Genomic DNA, 22,108 nt, shown 5'->3' with positions numbered 1-22,108 from the left:
GGCGATTTCATCGACCGGGGGCCCGACAATGCGGGCGTGATCCGCACGGTCCGGAGCCTCATGGACGCCGGCAAGGCGCGCGCGGTCATGGGCAACCACGAGCTCAACGCGCTCCATTACCACGCGCGGCATCCCGGGACCGGGGAACCGCTCCGCGCGCGAAGCGCGAAGAACACCGCGCAGCACCGCAGCTTCCTCGAGGCCTTCCCGCCGGACGCGCCCGCGACGCGGGAGGTGCTCGCCTGGATGCAGAGCCTGCCGCTTTACCTGGAAACGGCGCGTTTCCGGGCGGTGCACGCCTGCTGGGACGAGGCCGTCATCGCGGCGCTCGCGCGGGAGACCCGGGACGGCGTCCTCGACGAGGATCAGCTCGTTGCCGCCGCCGACAAGGACCACGCGCTCCACGCGCGCGTCGAGACGACCACGAAGGGGCCGGAAGTCCCTCTGCCCGAGGGGCACGTCTTCCACGACAAGGATGGGCGTCGCCGCGCGCATGTCCGCCTCAAGTGGTGGCAAGGCGAAGCGGCGAGCTGGGCGGACATCGCCATATCGGTGCCCGATCCCGCCGAACTGCCGCCCGGGCCCCTGCCGGAGTTCGCGCGCGCCGGCGCCTACCCCGCCGGCGCGAGACCCGTCTTCTTCGGCCACTACTGGCTCGACGGGCGGCCGGCTCTCCAGGCGCTGAACGCCCTCTGCCTCGACTACTCGGCGGGCGGCGACGGGCCGCTGCTGGCCTACCGCGTGCAGGGTGACGCGGCACGGCTCGACGTGGCGCACATCGTCAGCGCAGGTGGGTGAGGCGGCAGAGATCAGCCGCGATCGGCAACTTGACGCCGAGCGCCGGTGCGGCCCGACCGAAACCCGCCCGGAGCTCGCATGAGGCCCGGACCGAGGACCCGGCAAGGTCCACCATGAAACCGGCAGCAGGCCAGCCTGGACCGCCCCATGGGGGCGGGCCCAAGGGCGCCCCCTCGCTTTCTAACTCAAGTCTTCGGGCAGGAGTTCGCCGGGAATGTTTTGATAGCAGACCGGCCGCAGAAAGCGACGTATGGCCAGCGTGCCGACCGAGGTATGACCGAAATTCGTACTGGCCGGATAGGGGCCACCATGCACCATGCTGTCGCACACTTCGACACCGGTCGGGAAGCCATTGGCCAGCAGGCGCCCCGCCTTCCGTTCGATGATCGGCATCAGGCCGCGCGCAATCTCGGTGTCGGCGTCGTCCATGTGAAGAGTACATGTCAGCTGTCCTTGCAGCGACCGGGCGACATCTTTCATCTCGCCGGAATCCGACACCTTCACGATCAGACCCAGCGGGCCGAACACCTCTTCGCCAAGCACGTCGTTTTCCAACCACTCCTTGCCGGTCGTGGCGAAGAGATAGGGTGTGGCAGTCCGCAGGTCGCACGTCGATGTCAGGATCTCCTGCACTCCCTTGCTGGCGGCCACCCGGTCGCGGCCCGCACGATATGCCTGCGCAATACCGTCCGTCAGCATCACCTGCGCCGCCTCGGGGTCCAGTGCCGCGGTGGCTGCCTCCATGAAAGAGTCGGCCTCGGGCCCGTCGATCAAAATAGCGATGCCGGGATTGGTGCAGAATTGTCCCGCCCCCATGGTGAGCGATCCGGCCCACCCTTTCGCGATTTCGTCGCCGCGCGCCTTGACCGCCCCAGGCAACAGAAACATCGGGTTGACCGAACCGAGTTCGCCGAAGAAGGGGATCGGCTCTGGCCGCTTCGCGCAGAGATCATAGAGCGCCCGCCCCCCGGCAAGACTGCCGGTGAACCCCACCGCACGGATCAGCGGGTGCTGAACGAGCGATTGCCCGACCTCCCGGCTGCCGCCCTGGACAAGCGAGAAGACACCTGGATGGACGCCGCAGGCTTCGATGGCTGCCGAAATGGCCTCGGCCACGATCTCGGCGGTGCCGGGATGTGCGCCGTGCCCCTTCACCACCACCGGGCAGCCAGCCGCCAGCGCGCTGGCCGTGTCGCCGCCAGCCGTCGAGAAAGCCAACGGGAAATTGGACGCACCGAACACGGCCACGGGCCCGATCGGCCGCTGCATCATCCGAAGATCCGGGCGCGGAGCGGGCTCCCTGTCCGGCAAGGCGGGATCGTGGCGCCGATCCAGATACTCACCCTGCTCGATATGCTCGGCGAAGAGGCGGAGCTGTCCACATGTGCGGCCCCGCTCTCCCTCGAGCCTCGCCGGGGGCAAGCCGGTTTCTCTCGTGCCGGTTTCAGTGATCCGGGCTCCACGCGCTTCGATCTCATCCGCGATGGTGCGCAGGAAAGTCGCTCGCGCGGCGCGGGACAGTTCGGAATAGGATGTGAAAGCTTCCTCTGCCGCGCGGACCGCCTGGTCGACGTGCTCCGGGCTGCCGGCGGCAAAATTGTCAGGATCGCCTTCCACGGGAGCGTTCGCGAACGTCTCGTCGTTTCCAATCCATTCGCCTGCGATAAGATGTTTTCCGATCACGGTACTTTTCCTTTCTCATTGATTTCTGACCAGGCTGAGGGTCTCGGACCGAATGGGGCCCTCGGGAAACGCGCCCAAGCTATACACCCCATGTATCCTTCAGCCTGTAGCCCTCCGGCCAGGGATCATCGGGATCGAGCAAGTGCTGATGGATGCCGGTTATCCATCCTCGACCGGTGATTTGCGGGACGATTGCAGGCCGGCCTGAAACCTGCGCTTCCCCATGGATCGTGCCGATGAAGGTCGAGCCGATGATCGACACGGCCTCGAAGGTTTGCCCCACTCGCAACTGATTTCTGGCGGCCATCAAGGCCATTCGCGCAGAAACGGCAGTTCCGGTTGGCGAGCGGTCGATTTTCCCCGGTCGGATCGCAACGGCGGACCGTCCCTCGAGGCCTGTCCGCGTCGCCGTTACCGGGCCGCGGAAGGCACAGAACGAAATATGGTCCCAGTCCGGGTTCTCGGGATGGGTGAACCCGAGCTGTTCATTGGCGGCCCGCGTAATCCCGACCCCCAGCCTGGCCAGATCGGCCGCCTCGTCTTCAACCAGGGAAAACCCGAGCGCCGCAGCATCGACGACAACGAAACTGTCTCCGCCATACGCGGTATCCACGGTGAGGGTGCCAAACCCGGCGACCTCGAGCTTCGCGTCCAGCTTGTCAGCAAAACTGGGAACGTTTCGTACGCTGATGCTCTCTGCCTTGCCGTTTCGGCAGGTCGCACGAACATGGACAAGGCCGCCCGGCGCCTCGAGAACCATTTCGGTGACGGGTTCCTTCATCGGGACAATCCCGGAGTCCAGCAGCACCGTCGCGACGCATATGGAGTTGGAGCCCGACATCGGGGGGGTATCTTCCGGCTCCATTATGATGAAGGCCGCATCGGCATCGGGATTTTTCGGCGGGACCAGCAGGTTCACATGGCGAAACACCCCGCCCCTCGGCTCGTTGAGCATGAAATTGCGCAGCGACTCCTGCTGTTCGATGTAGGTTCGCTGCTCCCAGAGCGTCTTTCCGGGGGGCGGCGCCACGCCGCCCACGATCACGTCGCCGACCTCTCCTTCGGCATGACACGAAATTACATGGATCGTCCGAGTGCTTCGCATGTCTGACCTCTGGCTAAGCTCTGTGCCCCGTGTGGCGATGCGCGGCGTCGGGCGCGGCAGAAAACCCTTCAAGACCGATCGCCCGGAACGGTGGCCCGTCATCAAGGGACGCAGGCGCCTGAATGATGTTTTCGGCTGGAACGTTCATTCCGCACCAGGTCATGTGAAACGCCGCGCCGAGAATGGCGCGGCGTCCAGCGGTGGGGTCACCCCACAGATCAAGGCTTGCACCAACTCGGCTGTTCCGGCCGCCTGAGTCAGCCCGAGATGCCCGTGGCCGAACGCGTAAACGACCCGATCCGTGCGCCGCGCATGGCCGATGACCGGCAGGCTGTCGGGCAAGGAAGGGCGGAACCCCATCCACTCCCTTCCCCGACTGGCGTCCAGACCCGGCATGAACGCGCTGGCTTTGTCGCGAAGGATCTTTGCACGCTTGAAGTTCGGCGGACGAACCAGACCGGCCAGCTCGACCGCGCCGCCGACACGAACGCCGTCCTGGATGCGGGAGGCCACGAAGCCGTGGTCCGCAAACGTGATATGGGTCCGGAGGTCGAAGCCTGCTTGGCGAATTGTCGTGTTGTAGCCGCGCTCCGTCTCGAGCGGGATGCGATCGCCAAGAGACATCGCAAGTGTCCGCGACCAGGCACCCGCGGCGACAATGACATGGCCCGCCGAAAGCGTCGCTTCCGCACCGTGTAGCGTGATCCGTTCGTCCCCGGCCTGCAGAGCGCGCGCGTCCAGCCTGTCGACCACGCCGCCCCGCGCACGAAACACCGACAGGAGGTGCTCGAGCCAAAGCATGGGATCCCGCGTGTTGATCCAGTCGGGCGTATATCCGGCGTGGGTGAATTCGGAACTGAGGCCCGGCTGGAGTTCCGCGATCTCGGCCGGCGACTCCAACAGATCAAATCGAATGCCGTACTGCCGGCAGGCGTGCCAATAGGAACGGCTTCGCTCGAACCGTCGGGCGCCCTGGTAAACCCTGAGCTGTCCCTCTCGTTGCAGCAGATGTTCGCCGCTCGTATCCGCCACCTGGCGTTCGAGGGCGGCGCGGGACAACTCCATGAGGGCGGCTTGCGCTTCTATCAGCCTGGGGAAGCGATCCTTCCAGCTTGCCCGCCAGAACCTCAAAAGCCAGGGCGCGATCGCGAAGACGTAGGACGGATCGACGGAGAGCGGACCCAGGGGATCCGCGAGCCACCTGGGCGCGGCGCGAATGATCCCGGGTGTCGCGAGCGGAACGATGTCCGAAAAGGCGAATGCACCTGCGTTCGCGAACGACGCGCCATTTCCGGGGGCGCTTCGATCGACAAGCAGGACATCGCGGCCCGCCTCCTGAAGTGCGAGCGCGATGCTCACGCCGATCACCCCGGCGCCGATGACGATCACATCATGGTCGGATTGATCCGTCATTTCATCCCGATGGGGGCCAGCGGCCGATGCGCCTTTTCTTGGCATGACCGCATTTCAGTAACGGATCCCGCGCAGATAGGGGTCGGCGGGATCGAAGATCAAAGTCGCATCGGATGTGACGAAAGCCTGGCCGGTGATCGTCGGCACGATGCCCCCATCGGCACCTGGCTCGTAGCTTAGGCCGTAGGTGCTTCCGATGATGCTTTCCTGAATCCACTCTTGCCCCGCTTGCCACTCTCCATCCGATGCGAGGCACGCCAGCTTGGCAGAGGTCCCGGTCCCGCAGGGAGAGCGATCATAGGCGCCGCCGGGACAAAGCACGAAGTTCTTGCTGCGGGCGCGCGGGTCCAGGGGTGGGCCGAACAGCTCCACATGATCGATCCAGGCGCCATTCCTGCCGGTGATCCCGTCGCGTTCCAGCGCGCTTCGAATGTCGAGCGCCAGATCCGTCAAGGGCCGGATATTCCGTGCCGCGATGGCAAGCGGCGAGGTCTTCACAAGGAAGAACCAGTTGCCCCCCCACGCGACGTCGCCCGTGATCTCCCCCACGCCGTCGACGGCGACAGAGACTCCTTTGTGCAGGCGATAGCTTTCAACGTTCACGACCGAAGCGGTATGGGCATCGTGCAAGTCCACGTCCACGGCCCCGACGGGCGTATCGATCCGATGGGCACCTGGCCGGATTGCGCCAAGATGCGCCAGCGTGACCGTCAGACCGATGGTCGCGTGACCGCACATCCCGAGGTTTTGCAGCGTATTGAAAAAGATCACCCCGGCTGCGCAACCGGGATCCGTGGGCGCGACCAGAAGGGCGCCGACCATGGCGTCATGCCCCCGCGGCTCGCACAGAACCGACGTGCAGAAGTCGCGATGCTCCGCTTCGAGACGCGCCGCACGTTCGGCGAGCGGCCCGTCTCCCAGATCGGGACCGCCGTCAACGATGACGCGTGTCGGCTCACCTGCCGTATGGCTGTCGATCACCCGCATGAGCGCTACAGCCCTTCTTTCCTGGCCCAGTCGTCGAACCAGACCCGGAAAAGCTCGTATTGCGCTTCGATATAATGACGTTGGGCATCCGAGAGAGCATCCGTCTCGTTGAAATGCAGACGGTATTCCTCTTCTCCGTTCAGCACCATGAGATGCTTGTAGTAGAGAACGAGGTCCGGTCCCTCGTCGAAGCTCGACAGAACCGCAAGAGCCTCGTCCAGCTCACGTGCCTGGCGCCGCGCGAGCGCGTCGCCCGTGGCGGCCTTCTGGCTGAGTTCCGTCAACAGCAGCACCTGCCGCGGCAACGCGTTTCCGATGCCGGTAATCGCGCCGGTCGCGCCACAGTTCACGAAGCCATGATAGACTGCGGTATCGACACCGATCATCAGCGTGACGTCGTCATCCCGCGACGTGATGAACTCGGCCGCGTAGCGCAGATCGGCGGCGCCGCCGAACTCCTTGAAACCGACAAGGTTGGGATGTTCCGCACGCAGCGCGAAGAAAAGATCTGCCCGGGTGGCAAAGCCGTAATAGGGGCTGTTGTAAATCACTGCCGGAATGTCGGGCGCTGCCGACAAGATCGCCTTGAAGTGATCGCGCTGCGCCTCTGGAGAAGAGCCCCGCGACAGGACACGCGGGATCACCATCAGCCCGAGCGCCCCGACCCGCGCGGCATGCGCGGCGTGGGCCACGGCCGCGCGGGTGTTCACGGCCCCCGTCCCCACGACGACCGGAACGCCCGCTTCGACAAGGCGCGCCACACCTTCCATCCGCTCTTCGTCCGTCAGCAGCGGCCAGTCGCCCATCGAACCGCAATAGACGACGGCCGACATCCCGGCGTCGATCAGCTCTTTGCCCTTGCGCACAAGTGCTTCGTAATCGGGTTTGCGATCAGCATCACAAGGCGTCATCAGAGCGGGCATGCAGCCCGTGAAAACATGGCGCGACACGGTTGTTCTCCTCTTTGGCTGTCGAGGCGTCTCGACCTCGACTTTTGCAAGGTTGTTCCTGCTTCCGTGGCACGGGGTTCGGGCCCGCGTTCAGCGAACCTTTGCCAGGAATTTTCGGGTCTGTTCGGAATTCGGGTCGCCGAAGATCTGTTCGGGCGGTCCGATCTCTTCCATCGCACCTTCATGGAAGTAGGCGACGCGGTCAGAGACATCTCGTGCGAAGCCCATCTCGTGGGTCACACAGATCATCGTCATGCCCTCCTCGGCCAGGATCCGCATCGTGTCCAGGACTTCGCCGACCAGCTCCGGGTCCAGGGCCGACGTGGCTTCGTCGAAAAGCATGTATTGCGGATCCATGGCGAGCGCTCTCGCTATCGCCAGCCTTTGCTGCTGTCCGCCCGACAAGGCGCTCGGATAGACATCGAGCTTGTCGGCGAGGCCAACATGTTCCAGCTGCTTCACCGCTATCTCTTGCGCCTCCGCCCGCGATTTCTTTTTCACGATGCGCGGGGCCAATGAAACGTTCTCGAGGGCGGTCAAATGGGGGAAGCTGTTCCACTGCTGAAACACCATTCCCATTCTCTGCCGCAGATTGTTCAGGTCAGTCTGCCTGGCGTGAACGTCTATACCATCAACGACGACCCGTCCTTCCTGGATCGGCTCGAGGCCATTTATGCAGTAAAGCAATGTGGATTTCCCGGATCCCGACGCTCCGATCACCGAAAGGACTTCGCCCTTCTGCACTTCCAGGTCGATACCCCGCAACACATGGAGCGAGCCGAAATACTTGTGCAGGCCAGTGATTTCGATCATTGGGACCACCTCTTCTCGACTTTCGCCGAATAGCGCGATATCGGATAGGACAGCGCAAAGTAGAACGCGCCGGCGATTGAGATAATCAGGAGCGGTTCCTGCGTGCGTGTCATCAGGATCTGACTTGCCCGAAGAAGCTCCACGTAACCGAGCACCGAGACCAGGGCGCTATCCTTCAGGACGCCGAGAGCCACGCCCACCCAGGACGGAAAAACGGCACGCGCCCCGATGGGCAAGACCACGTAGCGCAGATCTTGCCAGTAACTCATGCCCAGCGAGCGCGCGGCCCGACGCATGGGTTTCCCGACAGATTCGATACCGCCCCGCGCGACGCTTGCGACAAGCGCAGCCGTATAAGCCGTCAGAACCACGAGCCCCGACTGGAACGCATCGAGGTTAAGACCAATGATCGGCGCGAAATTATAGAAAAGAACCAGCTGGATGATAAGCGGTACCGAACGGAAAGCGTCCAGTACCGGCGCAAGGAACAGAGTGGCCCAAACCCGCCCCTCATAGAGCATCCAGCCGAAGATCGCCCCCAGAAGCGTTCCAAGGGAGATCGATATCACCGAGATCAGGAGCGTTCGCCAAGCCGCTTGCGCCATGAAGAGCACGTCCTGAAGCCCGAACCCGCTGAAGAAGCTGATAGGAGTTTCCACTTTGCTCCCCTCAATACCGGAACAGACGCACGGCGAGCAGCCGGGACGCGAGCAGAATGATCTTGACCATGACGTAATAAATCACCGCCGTGACGGCGAAATATTCGAAGATGCGATAGGTGCGGCTGGCGAAGAACTGCGTCTCGCCCGACAGCTCGCGAAAGCCGACGAGCATGCCAAGGGACGACATCAACACCGCCCAGACCAGCTGATTGGTCATCGGGTAGTAAACGATCCGCAAGACCTGCGGCACCAGGATCCGCGTGTAGGACTGCCACAAATTCATGCCAAGGCTTCGCGCCGCGCGCATCTGCGTATCAGGGACCGCCTGAAAGCCGCCGCGAAAGTTCTCGGCGAGATAGCCGGCGTTATTGAAGCTGAGACCGGCTAGAACGATCATGTAGGGTGTCAGATGCCATCCGAAGGCCCCCAGCCCGAACCCGAAGAAGAACAGCTGAAACAGAGCCGGCGTGTTGCGCGCCAATTCCACCCAGGCCGTGGCGAACCAGTAAAGCGGCCCGCGGAGCCTCAGGCGGATGACGGACAACCCGAGACCGATGACGATGCCGATCACCATGGAAAGCGTCGCGACCTGGAGAGTTAAGAGGCTGGCCTCCAGCAGGTCCGGCAGACTGCGGAATACCGGGCGCCAGTGAAAGTTGTATTCGAACATCGCGGCGATCCAAAGAAACCCCGCCCGGGGATCCCGGGCGGGGACAGGAAAAAGCGGCAGTGATCAGTACATCACGCCCGGGATGCGGAGTTCGGGCGCCTCTCCACCCACATATCTGCCCCACAGCTCTTCGTAACGGCCAGACCGGACCTGGTGCGTGACAAAGAGATTGAGGTAGTTCAGCCAGCTGACGTCCTTGCGCTTGCCGACAACGGAGGTGTAGTCCGTGGTCCAGGGCATGCGCGGGCCAGCCACGATATTGTCGTATTGATCGGTGATCGGCTTCACCGCCGTGTTCGTGGTGATCCCGATGTCTGCCTTGCCTTGTGCGACCGCGAGGAAAACCTCGTTCTCGGACTGGTAACCCTGGTAGAGGTCCTCTTCGCCCCACTCCTCGGCGATTTTCAGCCACTCCTGCTCAGGCACGGTTCCCACGGCCGCAGCAACACGCTTTCCCCGAATGTCCTCGAAGGATTCGATGCCACTTTCGGCATTCACAACGCCTTGCGCATAGTAAATCGCGTAGGGAATCGAGAACCCGACGGTCCGCGCGCGGGCCAGGCTGTCCGATGTGGCGCCGAAGACCACGTCTGCCCGACCGGTGACGATGACCGGCAAGCGCTCCGACCACGTCAGAGGCAGCAACTCGACGTCCACCTCGAGGGCGGCCGCCAGATCGTTGCAATATTCCACGTCGAAGCCCGCCGGCTCGTTGTTGTCGTCACGATAGCCGATGGGCGGGAAATCCAGCACGACACCGCAGCGCAGCGTGCCTCTGTCGATGACGTCATCCAGTGTGTCGGCCGCCGCGGGGACAGCCATCAACAGGGTTGCCGTAGCCGCCCCCAAAAGCTTCTTCAGCATCGTCTTCCTCCATGTTGGTCGTTGGATGATCCGTTGAACAATGCCACGCTATGGCATATTGGATCCAATGTCCAAGGCAAACTAAGAGACTTTGCACGGACGCGGCAGTATCGTATGGCGCCGCAACTGCTGGAGGGTGATGGAAGATGAAGTTTCCGGCCGTAGATGTCTCGAAGACCGCGTCCGCGTCGACCATCGTCTTCGACGTTCTTCGCAAGGCGATCATCGAGGGCAAAATCCCCGAAGGAGCACCGCTGCGCCAGGACGAGATCGCCAACATGTTCAATACGAGCCGCATCCCGGTGCGCGAGGCAATCTCGAGGCTTGAAGAGCAGGGGCTTATCAAGACCCAACGATACAAGGGCGCCGTGGTTGCCGGATTGTCGGCGGACGAGGCGGCGGAGGTGTTCGACCTCAGGGCTCTTCTCGAGCCCGAGATTATCCGCGACGCGGTGCCTCGGATGTCCCGAGAGTGTTTGAGCGACGCCCGAAAGCACTGCACGGCGTTTTCACAGTCTCCCAATCCCATGGAGTGGGGCGACTTGAACCGCGTGTTCCACAAAACACTCTACGGACCGAGCACGTTGAACTACTTCAAGGACGTCGCCGATAACGCCATGGATCGCGTCGAGCGCTACATTCGCGCACAGCTCGTCATAAGCGATGGCATGGAAAGGGCGGACAGCGAGCATCTGGCAATCCTTGTCGCCTGCGAAGAGGGTGATGCCGACCGGGCGAGCCTATTGCTGCGCGATCACATCAACGGCGCCAAGCACTCCCTTCTGGAACATTTCCCGACACCTGCGAGACACAAGAAGCGATAAATCCATGACATCGGAGGCAGCTTGACGACTTCAGCGCGCGGGACCGGAACGGCTGGTCGGATTCTGATCGAGGGTGACGCGAATGGCGAGGTGCTGGCCTGTAGCGAAGGCCTGAGTTTCTGGGGAGGTGTCGACCCCGAAACGGGGACGATCATAGACGTACACCACCCCAACCATGGAGCATCGGTATCCGGAAAGATCCTCATGATGCCGACCTCGCGTGGATCCTGCAGCGGAAGCGGGGTTCTGCTTGAACTGTCCTTGAATTCACTTTCCCCAGCGGCGCTTGTTTTCTGCGAGCACGAAGAAGTCCTGACGCTGGGTGCCTTGGTCTCGGGCCGCATATTCGACAGGCCGCTCCCCACCATCTTCCTTCCACGATCGGAATATGATCGCGTCGCGCGCTCGCAGACAGCATCCATTTCAGGCAACCGGCTGAAAGCCGATGGCGTGGACATGGACCTTTCCCCCGCGCAGGCGAGCGATCTGCATCTCTCCAAGGAAGACCGGCGCTGTCTTAGCGGCGATCATGGGCCGGCAGCGAGGATCGCCATGGAAATCATCTGCCTCATGGCGGCACGGGAAGGCACGGAGAGCCTGACCGATGTCACCAGAGGGCACATCGACGGCTGCATCCTCGCCCATTCGGCCAACCTCATATTTGCGGAAAAGATGGCCGAAATGGGCGCTCGCGTGTCCGTTCCCACGACGATCAATGCGATTTCGGTAGATCGGGAAAACTGGCGGTCCCAGAACGTTCCGACCGATTTCGGAGAACGCGCAAGCCGCCTGGCTGACGCCTATGTGAAGATGGGAGCAAGGCCAGTTTTCACCTGCGCGCCGTATCTTCTTGAGGGTGCCCCGGATAAGGGCGAGGTCATTGGCTGGTCGGAATCGAACGCCGTAATCTACGCCAACACCGTCCTTGGGGCACGCACACCCAAACATCCGGATTATCTCGATCTCTTCATTGCAATGACGGGACGCGCGCCGGCATCCGGTGTGTACACGAAAGAGGGCCGTGTCCCGAGAACGATCCTTGACGTGGAGCCCGCCCTGGATGGCCATGATGACGTGCTCTGGCCATTGATCGGATGGCTGGCTGGCCAGTTTTCTCCTGACCACATCCCACTCTTGACCGGGCTGGAACATCTTCAGCCGTCGCAAGACGACCTCAAGGCCCTTTGTGCCGCTTTCGGCACCACCTCCGGCGCACCCATGCTACATGTCGCGGGGCACACTCCCGAAGCGGATACTGCGCCCGCGCCCGACGCTCAGCGGCACCAAATCCGTCTGGCGGACTTTGTCGGCGCTTGGCATGAGCTCAATCGCGGCGACAGGACAATTGACCTGGTCGCCATCGGCAGCCCACATGCGTCGCTGTCCGAGACGCGCCGGATTGCAGAGCTCTTCCAGGATCGAAGCTGCAATAGGTCGACGCAGATGATCATCACGATCGGACGCGATGTCCTGCGCGAGGCAAGCTCCGAAGGGCTTGTCGACCGCTTGCAGAAGGCGGGCGTCCGTCTGATCCCGGACCTGTGCTGGTGCTCGATCGTTGAACCCATATTCCCGCCGCACGCGAAAGGCTTGATGACGAATTCCGGAAAATACGCGCATTATGCGCATGGCCTGTCCGGCCGGCACGCGCGGCTTGGCAGTCTCGAGGATTGCGTCGAGGCAGCCGTTACCGGCTTCGCGGGGGATCGTCTTCCGACATGGCTCCGGAATTAGCGGGCGCCCCAATAACACGTGATGCTCGGAGGAACTCTATCGAGGAGGCGGCTGCCCAAATCCGGCGGCATCCGTACCGGCAAAAGGCCCGCGCCCCTTGACCCGTCGATGACCATCGACCCCATGTTCGGCATCGCGTTCGAGCCCCCTTTGGGCGCGGCTATCCGGTCCTGAACGCAACTCCCAACGGCTGTGTCCCGTGGCACCGGCCTTTCCGTCGCAAACGCCGCAGCGAAAGACCTGCGTGGTGGCGACCTAGGATCCTCGCATCCGCGCCATGAGAACCGGAACCAGAAGGCTCAGAAGGATCAGTCGGAACACATGGTGCGCCGCGACGAAGGCCGGTTCGAGCGACGTTTCCACCGCGAGCGCTGCCATGACCTCGACGCCGCCGGGGGCGAAAGCGAGAAGGAGGGCCGCCGGCGGAAGACCGACGATCCCGGCCGCGAGGCCGGCGCCGATTGCCGCGATGGCGCAGGCGACGAGGGTTGCGGCGACACCGGCCCCGAAAGCGCCTAGCAGCCCGCGCCGGTCGAGCCCCCGGAAACGCGTTCCGATAAGGCTGCCCATGGTGATGAACGCCAGCGTCGTCGCCCAGGAAGGCAGCGCACCAGGGGTGAGGTTGGAACCGTGTCCGATGGCCGACGCCGCCATGGCGCCAAGAAGGAGCGGCGCCGGCACGCGCAGCCGCTTGAGCAGCAGGCCGAGAGGCAGGGCGAAGGCGAAGAGAAGCACGGCTGCGTTCTTCGAGATCACGCCGGGATCCTTCGGCGGGGTCGTGCCCTCGGCGCCCCAGAGCGCGATCAGAACGGGCACCAGCAAGGTCAGCAGGAGAACCCGGACCGACTGGACGAGCGCGACGCGCGGCACGTCCACCTTGAGGTCGGCCGAGAGGCCCAGGACATAGGTCAGGTGCCCCGGCGTCGCGGCCAGAAAGGCGGTGGTCGCATCGTAGTGGAAAACGCGCATCAGCATCGCCCGGATGATGAGCAGGACCAGAACGAGTGTCACGCTCAGCACGAGAAAGGACACGGGCCACGCCATCGCCGTCGCGATCACCTCGGGCGTCACGGTGCTGCCGATCGAGACACCGATCACCAGGAACACCACGTCGCGAAGGCGCGCGGGCACATGGGCGCGCAGGCCCAGAAGCGTGGCGAGGGAGACCGCCGCTGCCGGTCCGGTCAGCACGGCGGCGGGGAAGCCCACGACCCAGAAGATGGCGGCACCTGCGGCACCGATCAGCAGGGTCGGGAAGGCCTCGGACAGAAGCCGCTCACGCTCCGTCATAGGTCCATCGGTACGCGGGTGGGGTCGGCCCCTTGTTGCGCCCGCCCTGTTCGGTCTGTTCCCATGCATGGGCGAGGATGCCGACCGACCGCGACAGGCCGAAGAAGCCGCGGGCAAGCGCGGCCGGGCAGCCCAGTTCGGCGTAGATCACCGCCGTCGCGCCGTCGATGTTCATCGGCACGGGCTTGCCCCGCTCGGCCGCGAGATGGGCCTCGATCGCCCGCCCAATCTCCGCGTAGGCGCCGGGGACGGCGCCCGCTTCGGCCGCCTCGTCCACGAGCGACAAAAGGCGCGGCGCGCGGGGATCGACGGGCTTGTGGAAGCGGTGGCCGAAGCCGGGGAGGAAGCGGCCGTGCTCGGTCCGCCACGCGTCGAGCGCGGGTCCGAGACCCTCGGGCCCCTTCGTCTCGACGAAGCGAAACATCTCCACCGCCTGCTCGCCCGCGCCGCCATGCACGTCGCCCAGCATGTTGAGGCCCGTGGCCATCGCCGATTGCAGCCCGATCCCGCAGGTGGCCGCCATCCGGGCGGCGGCGATCGAGGGGGCCTGCGGCCCGTGATCGACCGCAGCGACCAGAGCCGCCTCGAAGAGCCGCGCACGGTGGCCCGCGATGGGCTCGCCCATGACCATGAGCCAGATCATCTCGGCGAAGCCCGTTCGTCCGATCAGCTGCTGCACCGGGTGGCCGCGCAAGGCGATGCGCCCGGGTTCCATGTCGATGATCGCCGTGCGCCACCAGTCCGCGACATCGCTTCCCTCGCTCAAATCACACCTTCCGCGCGCATCGTCTCGATCTCCGTATCGCTGTAGCCCAGTTCGGAAAGGACATCCCGGCTGTCCGCGCCAAGGGAAGGCGGCGCAGTGGTCACCGAAGGGCGCACCCCATCGATCATCGCGCCGATCCGCACGAGCTCGATGGGGCGGTCGAGGCCCGGCGCGTCCGCGAACCGGGCAAGGAAGTCACGTCCGGCGACCTGCGGGTGAGAAAGGATCTCGGGCACGCTCATCACCGCGCCGGCAGGCACCCCGATCGCGTTGAGCTCTCGCGCCCAGTCTTGGGCGGGCCGCGTCGTCAACACGGTCTCGAGTTCCGCCCTGAGCCGGAACCGGTTGCGCTTGCGGTCCTCTCGCGTGGCGTAATCGGGCAAGGCGAGAAGGTCCTCTCGCCCGAGATGGCGGGCAAGCGCCTCCCATTGCTCATCCTTGTTCGCGGCGATGTTCACCGGTGCATCCGCGCATTGGAATGTGCCCGAAGGGGCGGAGGTGGGGTTCTCGTTGCCTTCGGGACGCGGCGAGACACCGCCGATCAGGTGGTTCGACACGACCCAGCCCATCGTCGCCAGCACCGCCTCGAGCATGGACACATCGATGAAGGCACCGCGCTCGGGCGCGTTCAACGCCGCGCAGACCGCCATCGCGGCGGTCAGTCCGCCCACCGTATCGGCCAGCGGATAGCCCACGCGCAAGGGCGCGCTGTCGGGATCGCCCGTGATCGACATGACGCCGGAGGCGCCCTGAACGATCTGGTCGTAGGCAGGGCGGTCGGCCCAGGGTCCGTCCTGCCCGAAACCCGAGATGGCGCAGTAGATCAGCCGCGGGTTTTCCGCCCGCAACGTGCCGTGGCCGAGACCGAGCCGATCCATCACGCCGGGCCGGAAGTTCTCGACAAGAACGTCGGACGTGGCCACGAGCCGCTTCAGCGCCTCCTTGCCGCCCGGGGCCTTCAAGTTCAGCGTCAAAGACTTCTTGCCGGCGTTCTGGGCGAGAAAGCTGATCCCCATGCCCTTCGCCGAAAGGTCGGCATCCGCGCCCAGGTTCCGCGCGAGATCGCCCCGGCCCACCGCCTCCACCTTGATGACCTCGGCTCCCAGATGTGCGAGCTGATGGCAGGCGAAGGGACCGGCAAGGACATTCGTCAGATCCAGCACGCGCACACCGGCGAGCGGTGCGGCGGCCTCAGTCCCCATCGGCCACCCCTTCGGCACGGCGCCGCGCCCGCCGCGCACGGAAGCTCGGCAGAAGCACGAGCAGGAGCGCGAGGACGAGGAGCGCGAGCGTCATCGGGCGCTCCCAGATGAAATCGAGGCCCCGGTAGAGCTGCATGGAGCGGGCGAAATTGTTCTCCAGCATGGTTCCCAGGATGAAGCCGATGAGAAGCGGCGCGAGCGGATAGTCCGCGAAGCGCAGCACCGTCGCCAGCACGCCGAGGCCGACGAGCATCAAGAGCTCGGTGGCGTTGTTCTGCCCGATATAGGCCCCCATCATGGTGAAGAAGAGGATGAACGGGATCAGGTAGTTGCGCGGGATCGACAGGACCTTGGCGATGTAGGGGATGAGCGGCAGGTTCAGGATGATCAGCACGACATTGCCGATGAACATCGACGTGATGACCGCCCAGAAGATGTCGGGCTCGTCGATCATCAGCCGCGGACCCGGTGTCACGTTGAGTGCGATGAGCGCGCCCAGAAGGATCGCGGTCGTCCCCGAGCCCGGGATGCCGAGCGTCAGAAGCGGCACGAAAGATCCCGTGCAGGCCGCGTTGTTGGCCGTCTCCGGCGCCGCGAGGCCCTTGACGGAGCCTTTGCCGAACTGTGCCTGGTCGTCGCCCTTGGCGATGTTGCGCTCGACCGCATAGCCCAGGAACGACGCGATGGTGGCGCCTGCGCCCGGCAGCACACCGATGAAGAACCCCTGGACCGACTGTCGCCCGATGACGGGGAGGATCGCCCGCCCTTCCTCCTTCGAAAACCGCAGGCCAGTGATCCTGGCGGAGCCCCCGGCCTCGCCGCCCCGGCTGGAGCGCGCCGGGTTCAGAACAAGGAACAGCGCCTCGGGCAAAGCGAACATCGCCATGGCGAGGGTGATGAAATTTATGCCCGATTGCAGGTCCATCAGTCCCATCGTGAAACGCGGCATGTTGAAGAGCGCGCCTTCGCCCACGGTGGCGAGGATCAGCCCGAGAACCGTCATCATCAGTGCCTTCGCGACCTGGCCCGTTCCCGCGAACGCCGCGATCGCCGAAAGCCCCACGACCATGAGTGCGAAGTACTCCGCGGAGTGGAACAGGAGCGCGACCGACGACAGCGCGGGCGCGAAGATGGCAAGAAGGATCGCCCCGATCGTGCCGCCGGCGAAGCTCGAGACGGCCGCAATCGTCAGGGCCTTGCCCGCCATTCCGTTCCGCGCCATCGGATAGCCGTCGAACGAGGTCGCCACCGTACCCGCGACCCCCGGCGCGTTCAGCAGGATCGAGGAGGTCGAGCCCCCGAAGATCGCCCCGTAATAGACACCTGCCAGCAGGATCAGCGCCGCGGTCGGATCACCCATCGAGATCGCGACCGGGATCATGATGGCGATGATGGACATCGGCCCGAGACCCGGAAGCATTCCGATGAAGGTGCCGATCAGGCAGCCCGCAACCACCATCAGGAGGTTCTGGACCGAAAAGGCGGCCGAAAGGCCGATCATGATGCCCTCAAGCATGGCTCACCTCAGGAAAAAGGGAAGCGGACGCAGGAAGATGCCCAGCACCTCCTGCACGAGATACCAGACGGCGCCGCTGGCGATGACGGCGACGAGCATCATGGTGACCCAGCGCCGCTCGCCGAGGATCGCGGCGCCCCCGGCCAGGAAGACGGTGGTCGCGAGCAGGAAACCTGCCGGACGCAGCGCGAGAGCGTAGACCACCATCAGGCCCAAGAGGAGCAGGGCCTGGCCGAGATTGTAGTCGTGCAGCCGGCGGTAGTTGATGTCGACTGCGGAGGGCTCGTCCTCGCTGCCGGGCTTCTCCAGCCCCGACAGCACGACCAGCCCCACGATGATGCCGAGCACCGCCAGCACTTTCGGAAAGGTCGATGGCCAGACCGGGTTGCGCTGCATGAAGGGCGGCAGAAGCTCGTCCATCGTGAAGAAGGCCGCGTAGCCGTAGATGCAACACAACGTGATGAAGATCAGCGCGATCCATCGATCCAGCGCCATGGCGTCCCCTCCCTTCGAAACCGCAGGTATCGCGCGGGGCGGCCGGGCGAGCCCGGTCCGTCTGGCGATGCCAGGGCGGGATCCGCCCGCCGCCCCGCGCCTTTTCAGGCGTTTTGGCCCGGCTCAGAGAAAGCCGAGCGTCCGCATCAGGTCACCGATTTCCTTTTCCTGTGCTTCGAGAAAGCTGCGGAAATCCTCGCCCGGGTTCCAGATGTTGACCCATCCGTTGCGCGCGCGGACCTCTTCCCAGGCCTCGGTATCGTACATCGCCGCGAGGGTCTCGATGTATTGCTGGCGCTGTTGCTCTTCCATTCCCGGAGGACCGAAGAAGCCGCGCCAGTTGATGAAGGTCGTGTCGATCCCCTGCTCGGCGAAGGTCGGCGCCTCGTCATAGGCCGGCACGCGGTCGGGCGCGGTCACACCCAGGATGCGGACCTCGTCCTGGTCGGCCAGGGCGATCGCCTCGGAGAAGCCAGTGGACAAGGCATCGATCTCGCCCGAAAGCAGGCCTGCCATCGCCTCGCCGCCCGCATCGTAGGGGATGTAGTTGACCTCGGTCGGGTTCTCGCCCGCGGCCTGCATCACCATGGCCGCCACCAGGTGATCCATTCCGCCCGGGACCGATCCGCCGCCGATGGCGAAGTCCGTACCCTGCGAGGCGTATTCGGCCAGAAGCGCCTCCATGTCCTCGATCGGACTGTCGGCGGGCACGACGATCGCGGCATAGTCGCCGATCGTGCCGGCCACCAGCGTCAGGTCGCGGAAGCTCTGCGGGAAAACGCCGGTGAGCGAGCGGATGACGATGGGCGTGGAGTTCACCATCAGCGTGTTGTCGAGGCTATCGGCGTTTTCGATCATGTAGGCGATCGCGACGCCGCCGCCGCCGCCCGACATGTTCTCGTAGGTCGCGCTGCCCACGAGGCCGGATTTCGTCAGCGCCTCGCCCGTGCCGCGCGCCGTGCCGTCCCAGCCGCCGCCGGCGCCCCCGGGAACGATGAAGTGGATCTCGTCCATCATCTGGTGGTTGTCGGCGTGAGCCTGGCCGCCGACGGCCAGGGTCGCCGTCGCCGCGACGAGAAGCGCGCGACGCGTGCACCCAAAGGTGTTCATGAATTTTCCTCCAGTTTGACAGGCGGTCCTCCGCCGCCCATGGTCTTCCTCCACCACATGAACCTGACACCAGCCTGACACGACGGAGAAGACCGGCTGGCCGCGAGGGCAAGGGGGGAAGCGGGTGCGGTATCTTCTGGTCGAGGACAATCTCGAGCTGGCAGAGGCGGTCGTGAGCCGGCTCGCGCTCGACGGGCACGCGGTAGATCACGCGGCCAGCCTCGCGGCCGCGGAGGACTGGCTTGCCACGACCGAGTACGACCTGATCCTGCTCGACGTGATGCTGCCGGACGGCGACGGGCGCGATTTCCTGATACGCAGCCGCGCGCGCCTCGAGGTGCCGGTCATCGTGCTGACGGCGCGCAGCCAGGTTTCCGACCGGGTCGTCGCACTCGATCACGGTGCGGATGACTACCTCACCAAGCCGTTCGACTTCGCGGAACTCGAGGCGCGCTGCAGGGCCGTGTTGCGCCGCCGCCGCGGATCGGCCCGCAACGAGATCGCGCTGGGGAACTGTATTTTCGACCCGGTGGCCGGCACGCTGCACTGCGGCCCCAAGACGCTGGAACTGCGCAGTCGGGAAATCCGCCTGCTGGAAGTCTTCGCCCGGCACCCGGGACAGATCCTTTCGAAGGCGCAGCTCATGGACCGGCTGTTCAGCCACGATGCCGAGGTCACCGAGAACGCGATCGAGGTATATGTCGGCCGGCTGAGACGCCGCATCGGCGACATGGGCGTCCGCATCGACACCGTCCGCGGGCTCGGCTACCGGATGGAGGCCGGCGGTTGATCGCACGGGCCGGGAGAGCATCCGGCTCGATCGGGCGCCGGCTGACGCTCCTGCTCGCCGCCGTCGCGGCACTTCTGTCCGTCATGTCCTGGGCGATGGTCACGGGGCTCGCCCGTCAGGCGGCCGAACGGACCCAGGACAACGTGCTTGCGGCCTCCGCGACCACGATCGCCGAAACGCTGCGCACCGAACGGGGCGAGGTGCGGCTGGAACTTCCCTATTCGGCCTTCTCGATGCTGGGTGCGATAAGCGAGGACCGCGTGTTCTATCTCGTAACCGCCGGGCGTGAGACGCTGACGGGCTATCCCGACCTTCCGGTGCCGACGCTCGATGTCACGCCGCCGGGACGCGTCGTCTTCTATACCGGTTCCTATCGTGGAGACGAGGTGCGCATGGCCTCGCTCACCCGGGTGGTGCTGCTGGGAAACGAGCCCTTGCGCACGGTCGTCACCGTGGCTCAGACGAGAAACGGCGTACGTGCCCTGACCGGGGAGCTCTCGCAATTCGCGGCCACGTTGTCGGTCGCCTTCTTCATGGTCGCGGTCGGCCTTTCCTTCTTCGCCGCGCGCACGTCCCTGCGTCCGCTCAACGAGATCGCGCAGGCGGTCTCGCGTCGCGGGCCGTCCGACCTGCGCCCCCTCAAGCGCCCCGCTCCGACCGAACTCGCGCCCCTTCTGGACGCCCTCAATCGGCTGATGGACCGGCTTGGCCAGTCGATCCGGCGATCGGAGGACTTCATCGCCGAGGCCGCCCACAGGGTCCGGACGCCACTTGCCACGGTGCGCGCCGAGGCCGAGGTCGCGCTCCGCTCGATCAGGGACGAGAGCGCCCGGGCGCGCCTGCGCCGCATGATCCACGCCGTCGATGAAAGCTCGCGCTCGGCGGGTCAGCTTCTCGATCATGCCACGGTGGCTTTCCGGGCCGACCATCTTGCCGGCGACCGGCTCGACCTGGCCGATCTCGCCCGCCGCGCGGTCGAAGCGCTGGAGCCGACGGCCGCCATGAAGGACATCGAGATCAGGCTTTACGCCGAACCGGCCGAGATGGAGGGCGACGCCGTGCTTCTGGACAACGCCATTCGCAACGTGCTCGACAACGCAGTGAAGTACTCGCACGAGGATACCGCCGTCACGGTCCGTGTCGAACGGATGGAGAAGGCCGCCCGCATCTGCGTGACCGACGAGGGCCCGGGCCTGGGCGAGGGACCGACCGAAAGGCTTACCGAGCGCTTCCGTCGTGGAGGAAACGTGGAAGGTATCGTCGGCTCGGGCCTCGGGCTTACCATCGCCGCCGACGTGCTCCGCGCACATGGAGGACGCCTTGTCCTCCGCAACCGGGAAGGGAGGGGGGCATGCGTCTCGCTTTTATTGCCGTCTTCTTGAGCCTCTGGCCGACGCTGCTCACCGCGCTGGAGGTGGAGGAGCACCGCCGCTACGAAGGCACAGGCAGCCGGACGTTGCGCATCATCTCGACGGCTGATCTGGAGGTCTTCGCACCGGTCCTCGAGGATTTCCACGCGGACAATCCCGGGCTCACCCTCGACTACGCGGTCGCGTCCTCGGTCGAGCTTCACCGTGCGATACGCGACGGCGCGCGCTTCGACGTCGCCATATCGTCGGCGATGGACCTTCAGTTCCAGCTCGTGAACGACGGCTATGCCCGAAGCCACCGTTCCCCCGTGGTCGACGCTCTGCCCGACTGGGCGCGCTGGCTCGACCGGATCTTCGCCTTCACGACAGAACCCGCGGTGGTGGTCATCTCCACCGAACGGTTCGCCGGCCTGCCGGTCCCGACGACGCGACAGGACCTCATCGACGTTCTTCGCGACAACCCGGAACGCTTCCGCGATGCGATCGGCACCTACGACGTGCGGGAAAGCGGGTTAGGCTATCTGTTCGCGACGCAGGAGGCACGGGCGACCGATGCCTACTGGCGTCTTGCCGAGGTGATGGGGCGCCTCGATCCCCGGCTCTACTGCTGCTCGGGGCAGATGATCGACGACGTGGCGGAGGGGCGGCTGGCATTGGCCTACAACGTGCTGGGGAGTTATGCGGCCGAAAGGGTCGCACGGGACTCCGGAGGCCGTGTGCGCATCCTGCGCATGACCGATTTCTCGAACGTCATCCTGAGGACCGCGATCATCCCGAGTGCCTCGGGCGATCCGCAGAGTGCGGGCAGGTTCGTCGACCGGTTGCTCGCCATCGGCCTTCGTGACGCTCCCGGCGATTGGGCGCTGCCACCTCTGGGAGAGACGCGTGAAATCGCCAGAGCCGGTTTCGGGCCGATCCGCCTGGGGCCCGGATTGATGGTGTATCTGGACCCGCTGAACCGCCAGGCGTTTCTTCGGGAATGGGTCAACGCGATCGAGCAACAGTGAACCGTGTTCGCACCGGAAAAGAGCGTTCGGTCGTGCCGGGACCTGCGTCTGGCCAGTGC

Annotated in this window: 21 protein-coding genes; 6 read left to right on the top strand and 15 right to left on the bottom strand. The window is 64.9% G+C overall.

The features are described from left to right. The coding region (locus tag AB6A66_RS16680) for a metallophosphoesterase (protein ID WP_371056766.1) at positions 1-798 on the top strand (798 nt) is incomplete at its 5' end. A gap of 180 nt (positions 799-978) precedes the next feature. Here AB6A66_RS16680 and AB6A66_RS16675 read toward each other — a convergent pair. From AB6A66_RS16675 to AB6A66_RS16635, 9 genes are all read right to left on the bottom strand, one after another. Continuing rightward, positions 979-2,481 carry an aldehyde dehydrogenase (NADP(+)) gene (locus AB6A66_RS16675; RefSeq protein ID WP_371056765.1) on the bottom strand — a complete coding sequence of 501 codons (1,503 nt, stop codon included), beginning with the start codon at positions 2,479-2,481 and terminating at the stop codon, positions 979-981. A 79-nt stretch (positions 2,482-2,560) separates the two neighbouring features. Next, positions 2,561-3,586, bottom strand: coding sequence for a proline racemase family protein (locus AB6A66_RS16670; protein WP_371056764.1), 1,026 nt, complete (start codon positions 3,584-3,586; stop codon positions 2,561-2,563). 159 nt (positions 3,587-3,745) lie between these two features. Further along, complete coding sequence (locus AB6A66_RS16665; protein ID WP_371056762.1) at positions 3,746-4,999, bottom strand: NAD(P)/FAD-dependent oxidoreductase; 1,254 nt, start codon at positions 4,997-4,999, stop codon at positions 3,746-3,748. 54 nt (positions 5,000-5,053) lie between these two features. Then, the gene (locus AB6A66_RS16660; protein ID WP_371056761.1) at positions 5,054-5,986 is read right to left on the bottom strand and encodes a proline racemase family protein; all 933 of its coding nucleotides are present in this window, start codon (positions 5,984-5,986) and stop codon (positions 5,054-5,056) included. A 5-nt stretch (positions 5,987-5,991) separates the two neighbouring features. Continuing rightward, entirely contained in the window at positions 5,992-6,909 is a 918-nt protein-coding gene (locus tag AB6A66_RS16655) for a dihydrodipicolinate synthase family protein (protein WP_371056767.1), read from the bottom strand. 117 nt (positions 6,910-7,026) lie between these two features. Then, positions 7,027-7,749: an amino acid ABC transporter ATP-binding protein gene (locus AB6A66_RS16650; protein ID WP_371056760.1), complete on the bottom strand. Its 723-nt coding sequence runs from the start codon at positions 7,747-7,749 to the stop codon at positions 7,027-7,029. Further along, positions 7,746-8,408: an amino acid ABC transporter permease gene (locus AB6A66_RS16645; RefSeq protein WP_371039339.1), complete on the bottom strand. Its 663-nt coding sequence runs from the start codon at positions 8,406-8,408 to the stop codon at positions 7,746-7,748. The genes AB6A66_RS16650 and AB6A66_RS16645 overlap by 4 nt, the downstream gene beginning before the upstream one ends. A 10-nt stretch (positions 8,409-8,418) precedes the next feature. Further along, entirely contained in the window at positions 8,419-9,081 is a 663-nt protein-coding gene (locus AB6A66_RS16640) for an amino acid ABC transporter permease (RefSeq protein WP_371039340.1), read from the bottom strand. A gap of 63 nt (positions 9,082-9,144) precedes the next feature. Then, positions 9,145-9,945: a transporter substrate-binding domain-containing protein gene (locus AB6A66_RS16635; protein WP_371039341.1), complete on the bottom strand. Its 801-nt coding sequence runs from the start codon at positions 9,943-9,945 to the stop codon at positions 9,145-9,147. A gap of 146 nt (positions 9,946-10,091) precedes the next feature. On the opposite strand from AB6A66_RS16635, the gene AB6A66_RS16630 reads away from it, so the two are divergent. Together AB6A66_RS16630 and AB6A66_RS16625 are read left to right on the top strand one after the other, a co-directional pair. Continuing rightward, complete coding sequence (locus tag AB6A66_RS16630) at positions 10,092-10,769, top strand: GntR family transcriptional regulator (RefSeq protein WP_371056759.1); 678 nt, start codon at positions 10,092-10,094, stop codon at positions 10,767-10,769. A gap of 21 nt (positions 10,770-10,790) precedes the next feature. Next, positions 10,791-12,503, top strand: coding sequence for an aconitase X (locus AB6A66_RS16625; protein ID WP_371056758.1), 1,713 nt, complete (start codon positions 10,791-10,793; stop codon positions 12,501-12,503). Positions 12,504-12,758: 255 nt separating this feature from the next. Here AB6A66_RS16625 and AB6A66_RS16620 read toward each other — a convergent pair whose 3' ends face one another. From AB6A66_RS16620 to AB6A66_RS16595, 6 genes are all read right to left on the bottom strand, one after another. After that, a complete protein-coding gene (locus tag AB6A66_RS16620; protein ID WP_371056757.1) occupies positions 12,759-13,793 on the bottom strand; it encodes an AbrB family transcriptional regulator in 1,035 nt (344 codons plus the stop codon). After that, positions 13,780-14,559, bottom strand: a complete 780-nt coding sequence (locus AB6A66_RS16615; protein ID WP_371039345.1) for a citryl-CoA lyase — start codon at positions 14,557-14,559, stop codon at positions 13,780-13,782. The genes AB6A66_RS16620 and AB6A66_RS16615 overlap by 14 nt, the downstream gene beginning before the upstream one ends. Next, positions 14,556-15,761 carry a CaiB/BaiF CoA transferase family protein gene (locus tag AB6A66_RS16610; RefSeq protein ID WP_371056756.1) on the bottom strand — a complete coding sequence of 402 codons (1,206 nt, stop codon included), beginning with the start codon at positions 15,759-15,761 and terminating at the stop codon, positions 14,556-14,558. The genes AB6A66_RS16615 and AB6A66_RS16610 overlap by 4 nt, the downstream gene beginning before the upstream one ends. Next, positions 15,751-17,277: a tripartite tricarboxylate transporter permease gene (locus tag AB6A66_RS16605; RefSeq protein WP_371039347.1), complete on the bottom strand. Its 1,527-nt coding sequence runs from the start codon at positions 17,275-17,277 to the stop codon at positions 15,751-15,753. Before AB6A66_RS16605 ends, AB6A66_RS16610 begins: the two co-directional genes overlap by 11 nt. Positions 17,278-17,280: 3 nt before the next feature. Continuing rightward, positions 17,281-17,772 carry a tripartite tricarboxylate transporter TctB family protein gene (locus tag AB6A66_RS16600; RefSeq protein WP_371039348.1) on the bottom strand — a complete coding sequence of 164 codons (492 nt, stop codon included), beginning with the start codon at positions 17,770-17,772 and terminating at the stop codon, positions 17,281-17,283. A gap of 123 nt (positions 17,773-17,895) precedes the next feature. Then, positions 17,896-18,882, bottom strand: a complete 987-nt coding sequence (locus AB6A66_RS16595) for a tripartite tricarboxylate transporter substrate binding protein (protein WP_371056755.1) — start codon at positions 18,880-18,882, stop codon at positions 17,896-17,898. Between the two features lie 124 nt (positions 18,883-19,006). On the opposite strand from AB6A66_RS16595, the gene AB6A66_RS16590 reads away from it, so the two are divergent. The 3 genes from AB6A66_RS16590 to AB6A66_RS16580 are packed head-to-tail and all read left to right on the top strand — an operon-like array spanning position 19,007 to position 22,049. Next, on the top strand, positions 19,007-19,672 hold the full coding sequence (locus AB6A66_RS16590) for a response regulator transcription factor (protein WP_371056754.1): 666 nt from the start codon (positions 19,007-19,009) through the stop codon (positions 19,670-19,672). Then, positions 19,669-21,054: a sensor histidine kinase N-terminal domain-containing protein gene (locus AB6A66_RS16585; protein WP_371056753.1), complete on the top strand. Its 1,386-nt coding sequence runs from the start codon at positions 19,669-19,671 to the stop codon at positions 21,052-21,054. The genes AB6A66_RS16590 and AB6A66_RS16585 overlap by 4 nt, the downstream gene beginning before the upstream one ends. Continuing rightward, positions 21,024-22,049 carry an ABC transporter substrate-binding protein gene (locus AB6A66_RS16580; RefSeq protein WP_371056752.1) on the top strand — a complete coding sequence of 342 codons (1,026 nt, stop codon included), beginning with the start codon at positions 21,024-21,026 and terminating at the stop codon, positions 22,047-22,049. The genes AB6A66_RS16585 and AB6A66_RS16580 overlap by 31 nt, the downstream gene beginning before the upstream one ends. Positions 22,050-22,108 lie beyond the last annotated feature (59 nt).

The sequence above is a fragment of the Rhodosalinus sp. K401 genome, from assembly GCF_041365735.1.
In the GTDB taxonomy this organism is placed as follows: Bacteria; Pseudomonadota; Alphaproteobacteria; order Rhodobacterales; family Rhodobacteraceae; genus Rhodosalinus.
Note: the sequence above shows the minus strand (reverse complement) of the source record. Positions and strands in the feature narration are given on the sequence as shown.

What these genes read in the sequence shown, in the direction of transcription:
- AB6A66_RS16670 (WP_371056764.1), bottom strand. Translation starts at nt 3,586, where the DNA reads ATGCGAAGCACTCGGACGATCCATGTAATTTCGTGTCATGCCGAAGGA.
- AB6A66_RS16665 (WP_371056762.1), bottom strand. Translation starts at nt 4,999, where the DNA reads ATGACGGATCAATCCGACCATGATGTGATCGTCATCGGCGCCGGGGTG.
- AB6A66_RS16660 (WP_371056761.1), bottom strand. Translation starts at nt 5,986, where the DNA reads ATGCGGGTGATCGACAGCCATACGGCAGGTGAGCCGACACGCGTCATC.
- AB6A66_RS16655 (WP_371056767.1), bottom strand. Translation starts at nt 6,909, where the DNA reads ATGCCCGCTCTGATGACGCCTTGTGATGCTGATCGCAAACCCGATTAC.
- AB6A66_RS16650 (WP_371056760.1), bottom strand. Translation starts at nt 7,749, where the DNA reads ATGATCGAAATCACTGGCCTGCACAAGTATTTCGGCTCGCTCCATGTG.
- AB6A66_RS16640 (WP_371039340.1), bottom strand. Translation starts at nt 9,081, where the DNA reads ATGTTCGAATACAACTTTCACTGGCGCCCGGTATTCCGCAGTCTGCCG.
- AB6A66_RS16635 (WP_371039341.1), bottom strand. Translation starts at nt 9,945, where the DNA reads ATGCTGAAGAAGCTTTTGGGGGCGGCTACGGCAACCCTGTTGATGGCT.
- AB6A66_RS16630 (WP_371056759.1), top strand. Translation starts at nt 10,092, where the DNA reads ATGAAGTTTCCGGCCGTAGATGTCTCGAAGACCGCGTCCGCGTCGACC.
- AB6A66_RS16620 (WP_371056757.1), bottom strand. Translation starts at nt 13,793, where the DNA reads ATGACGGAGCGTGAGCGGCTTCTGTCCGAGGCCTTCCCGACCCTGCTG.
- AB6A66_RS16610 (WP_371056756.1), bottom strand. Translation starts at nt 15,761, where the DNA reads ATGGGGACTGAGGCCGCCGCACCGCTCGCCGGTGTGCGCGTGCTGGAT.
- AB6A66_RS16605 (WP_371039347.1), bottom strand. Translation starts at nt 17,277, where the DNA reads ATGCTTGAGGGCATCATGATCGGCCTTTCGGCCGCCTTTTCGGTCCAG.
- AB6A66_RS16600 (WP_371039348.1), bottom strand. Translation starts at nt 17,772, where the DNA reads ATGGCGCTGGATCGATGGATCGCGCTGATCTTCATCACGTTGTGTTGC.
- AB6A66_RS16595 (WP_371056755.1), bottom strand. Translation starts at nt 18,882, where the DNA reads ATGAACACCTTTGGGTGCACGCGTCGCGCGCTTCTCGTCGCGGCGACG.
- AB6A66_RS16580 (WP_371056752.1), top strand. Translation starts at nt 21,024, where the DNA reads ATGCGTCTCGCTTTTATTGCCGTCTTCTTGAGCCTCTGGCCGACGCTG.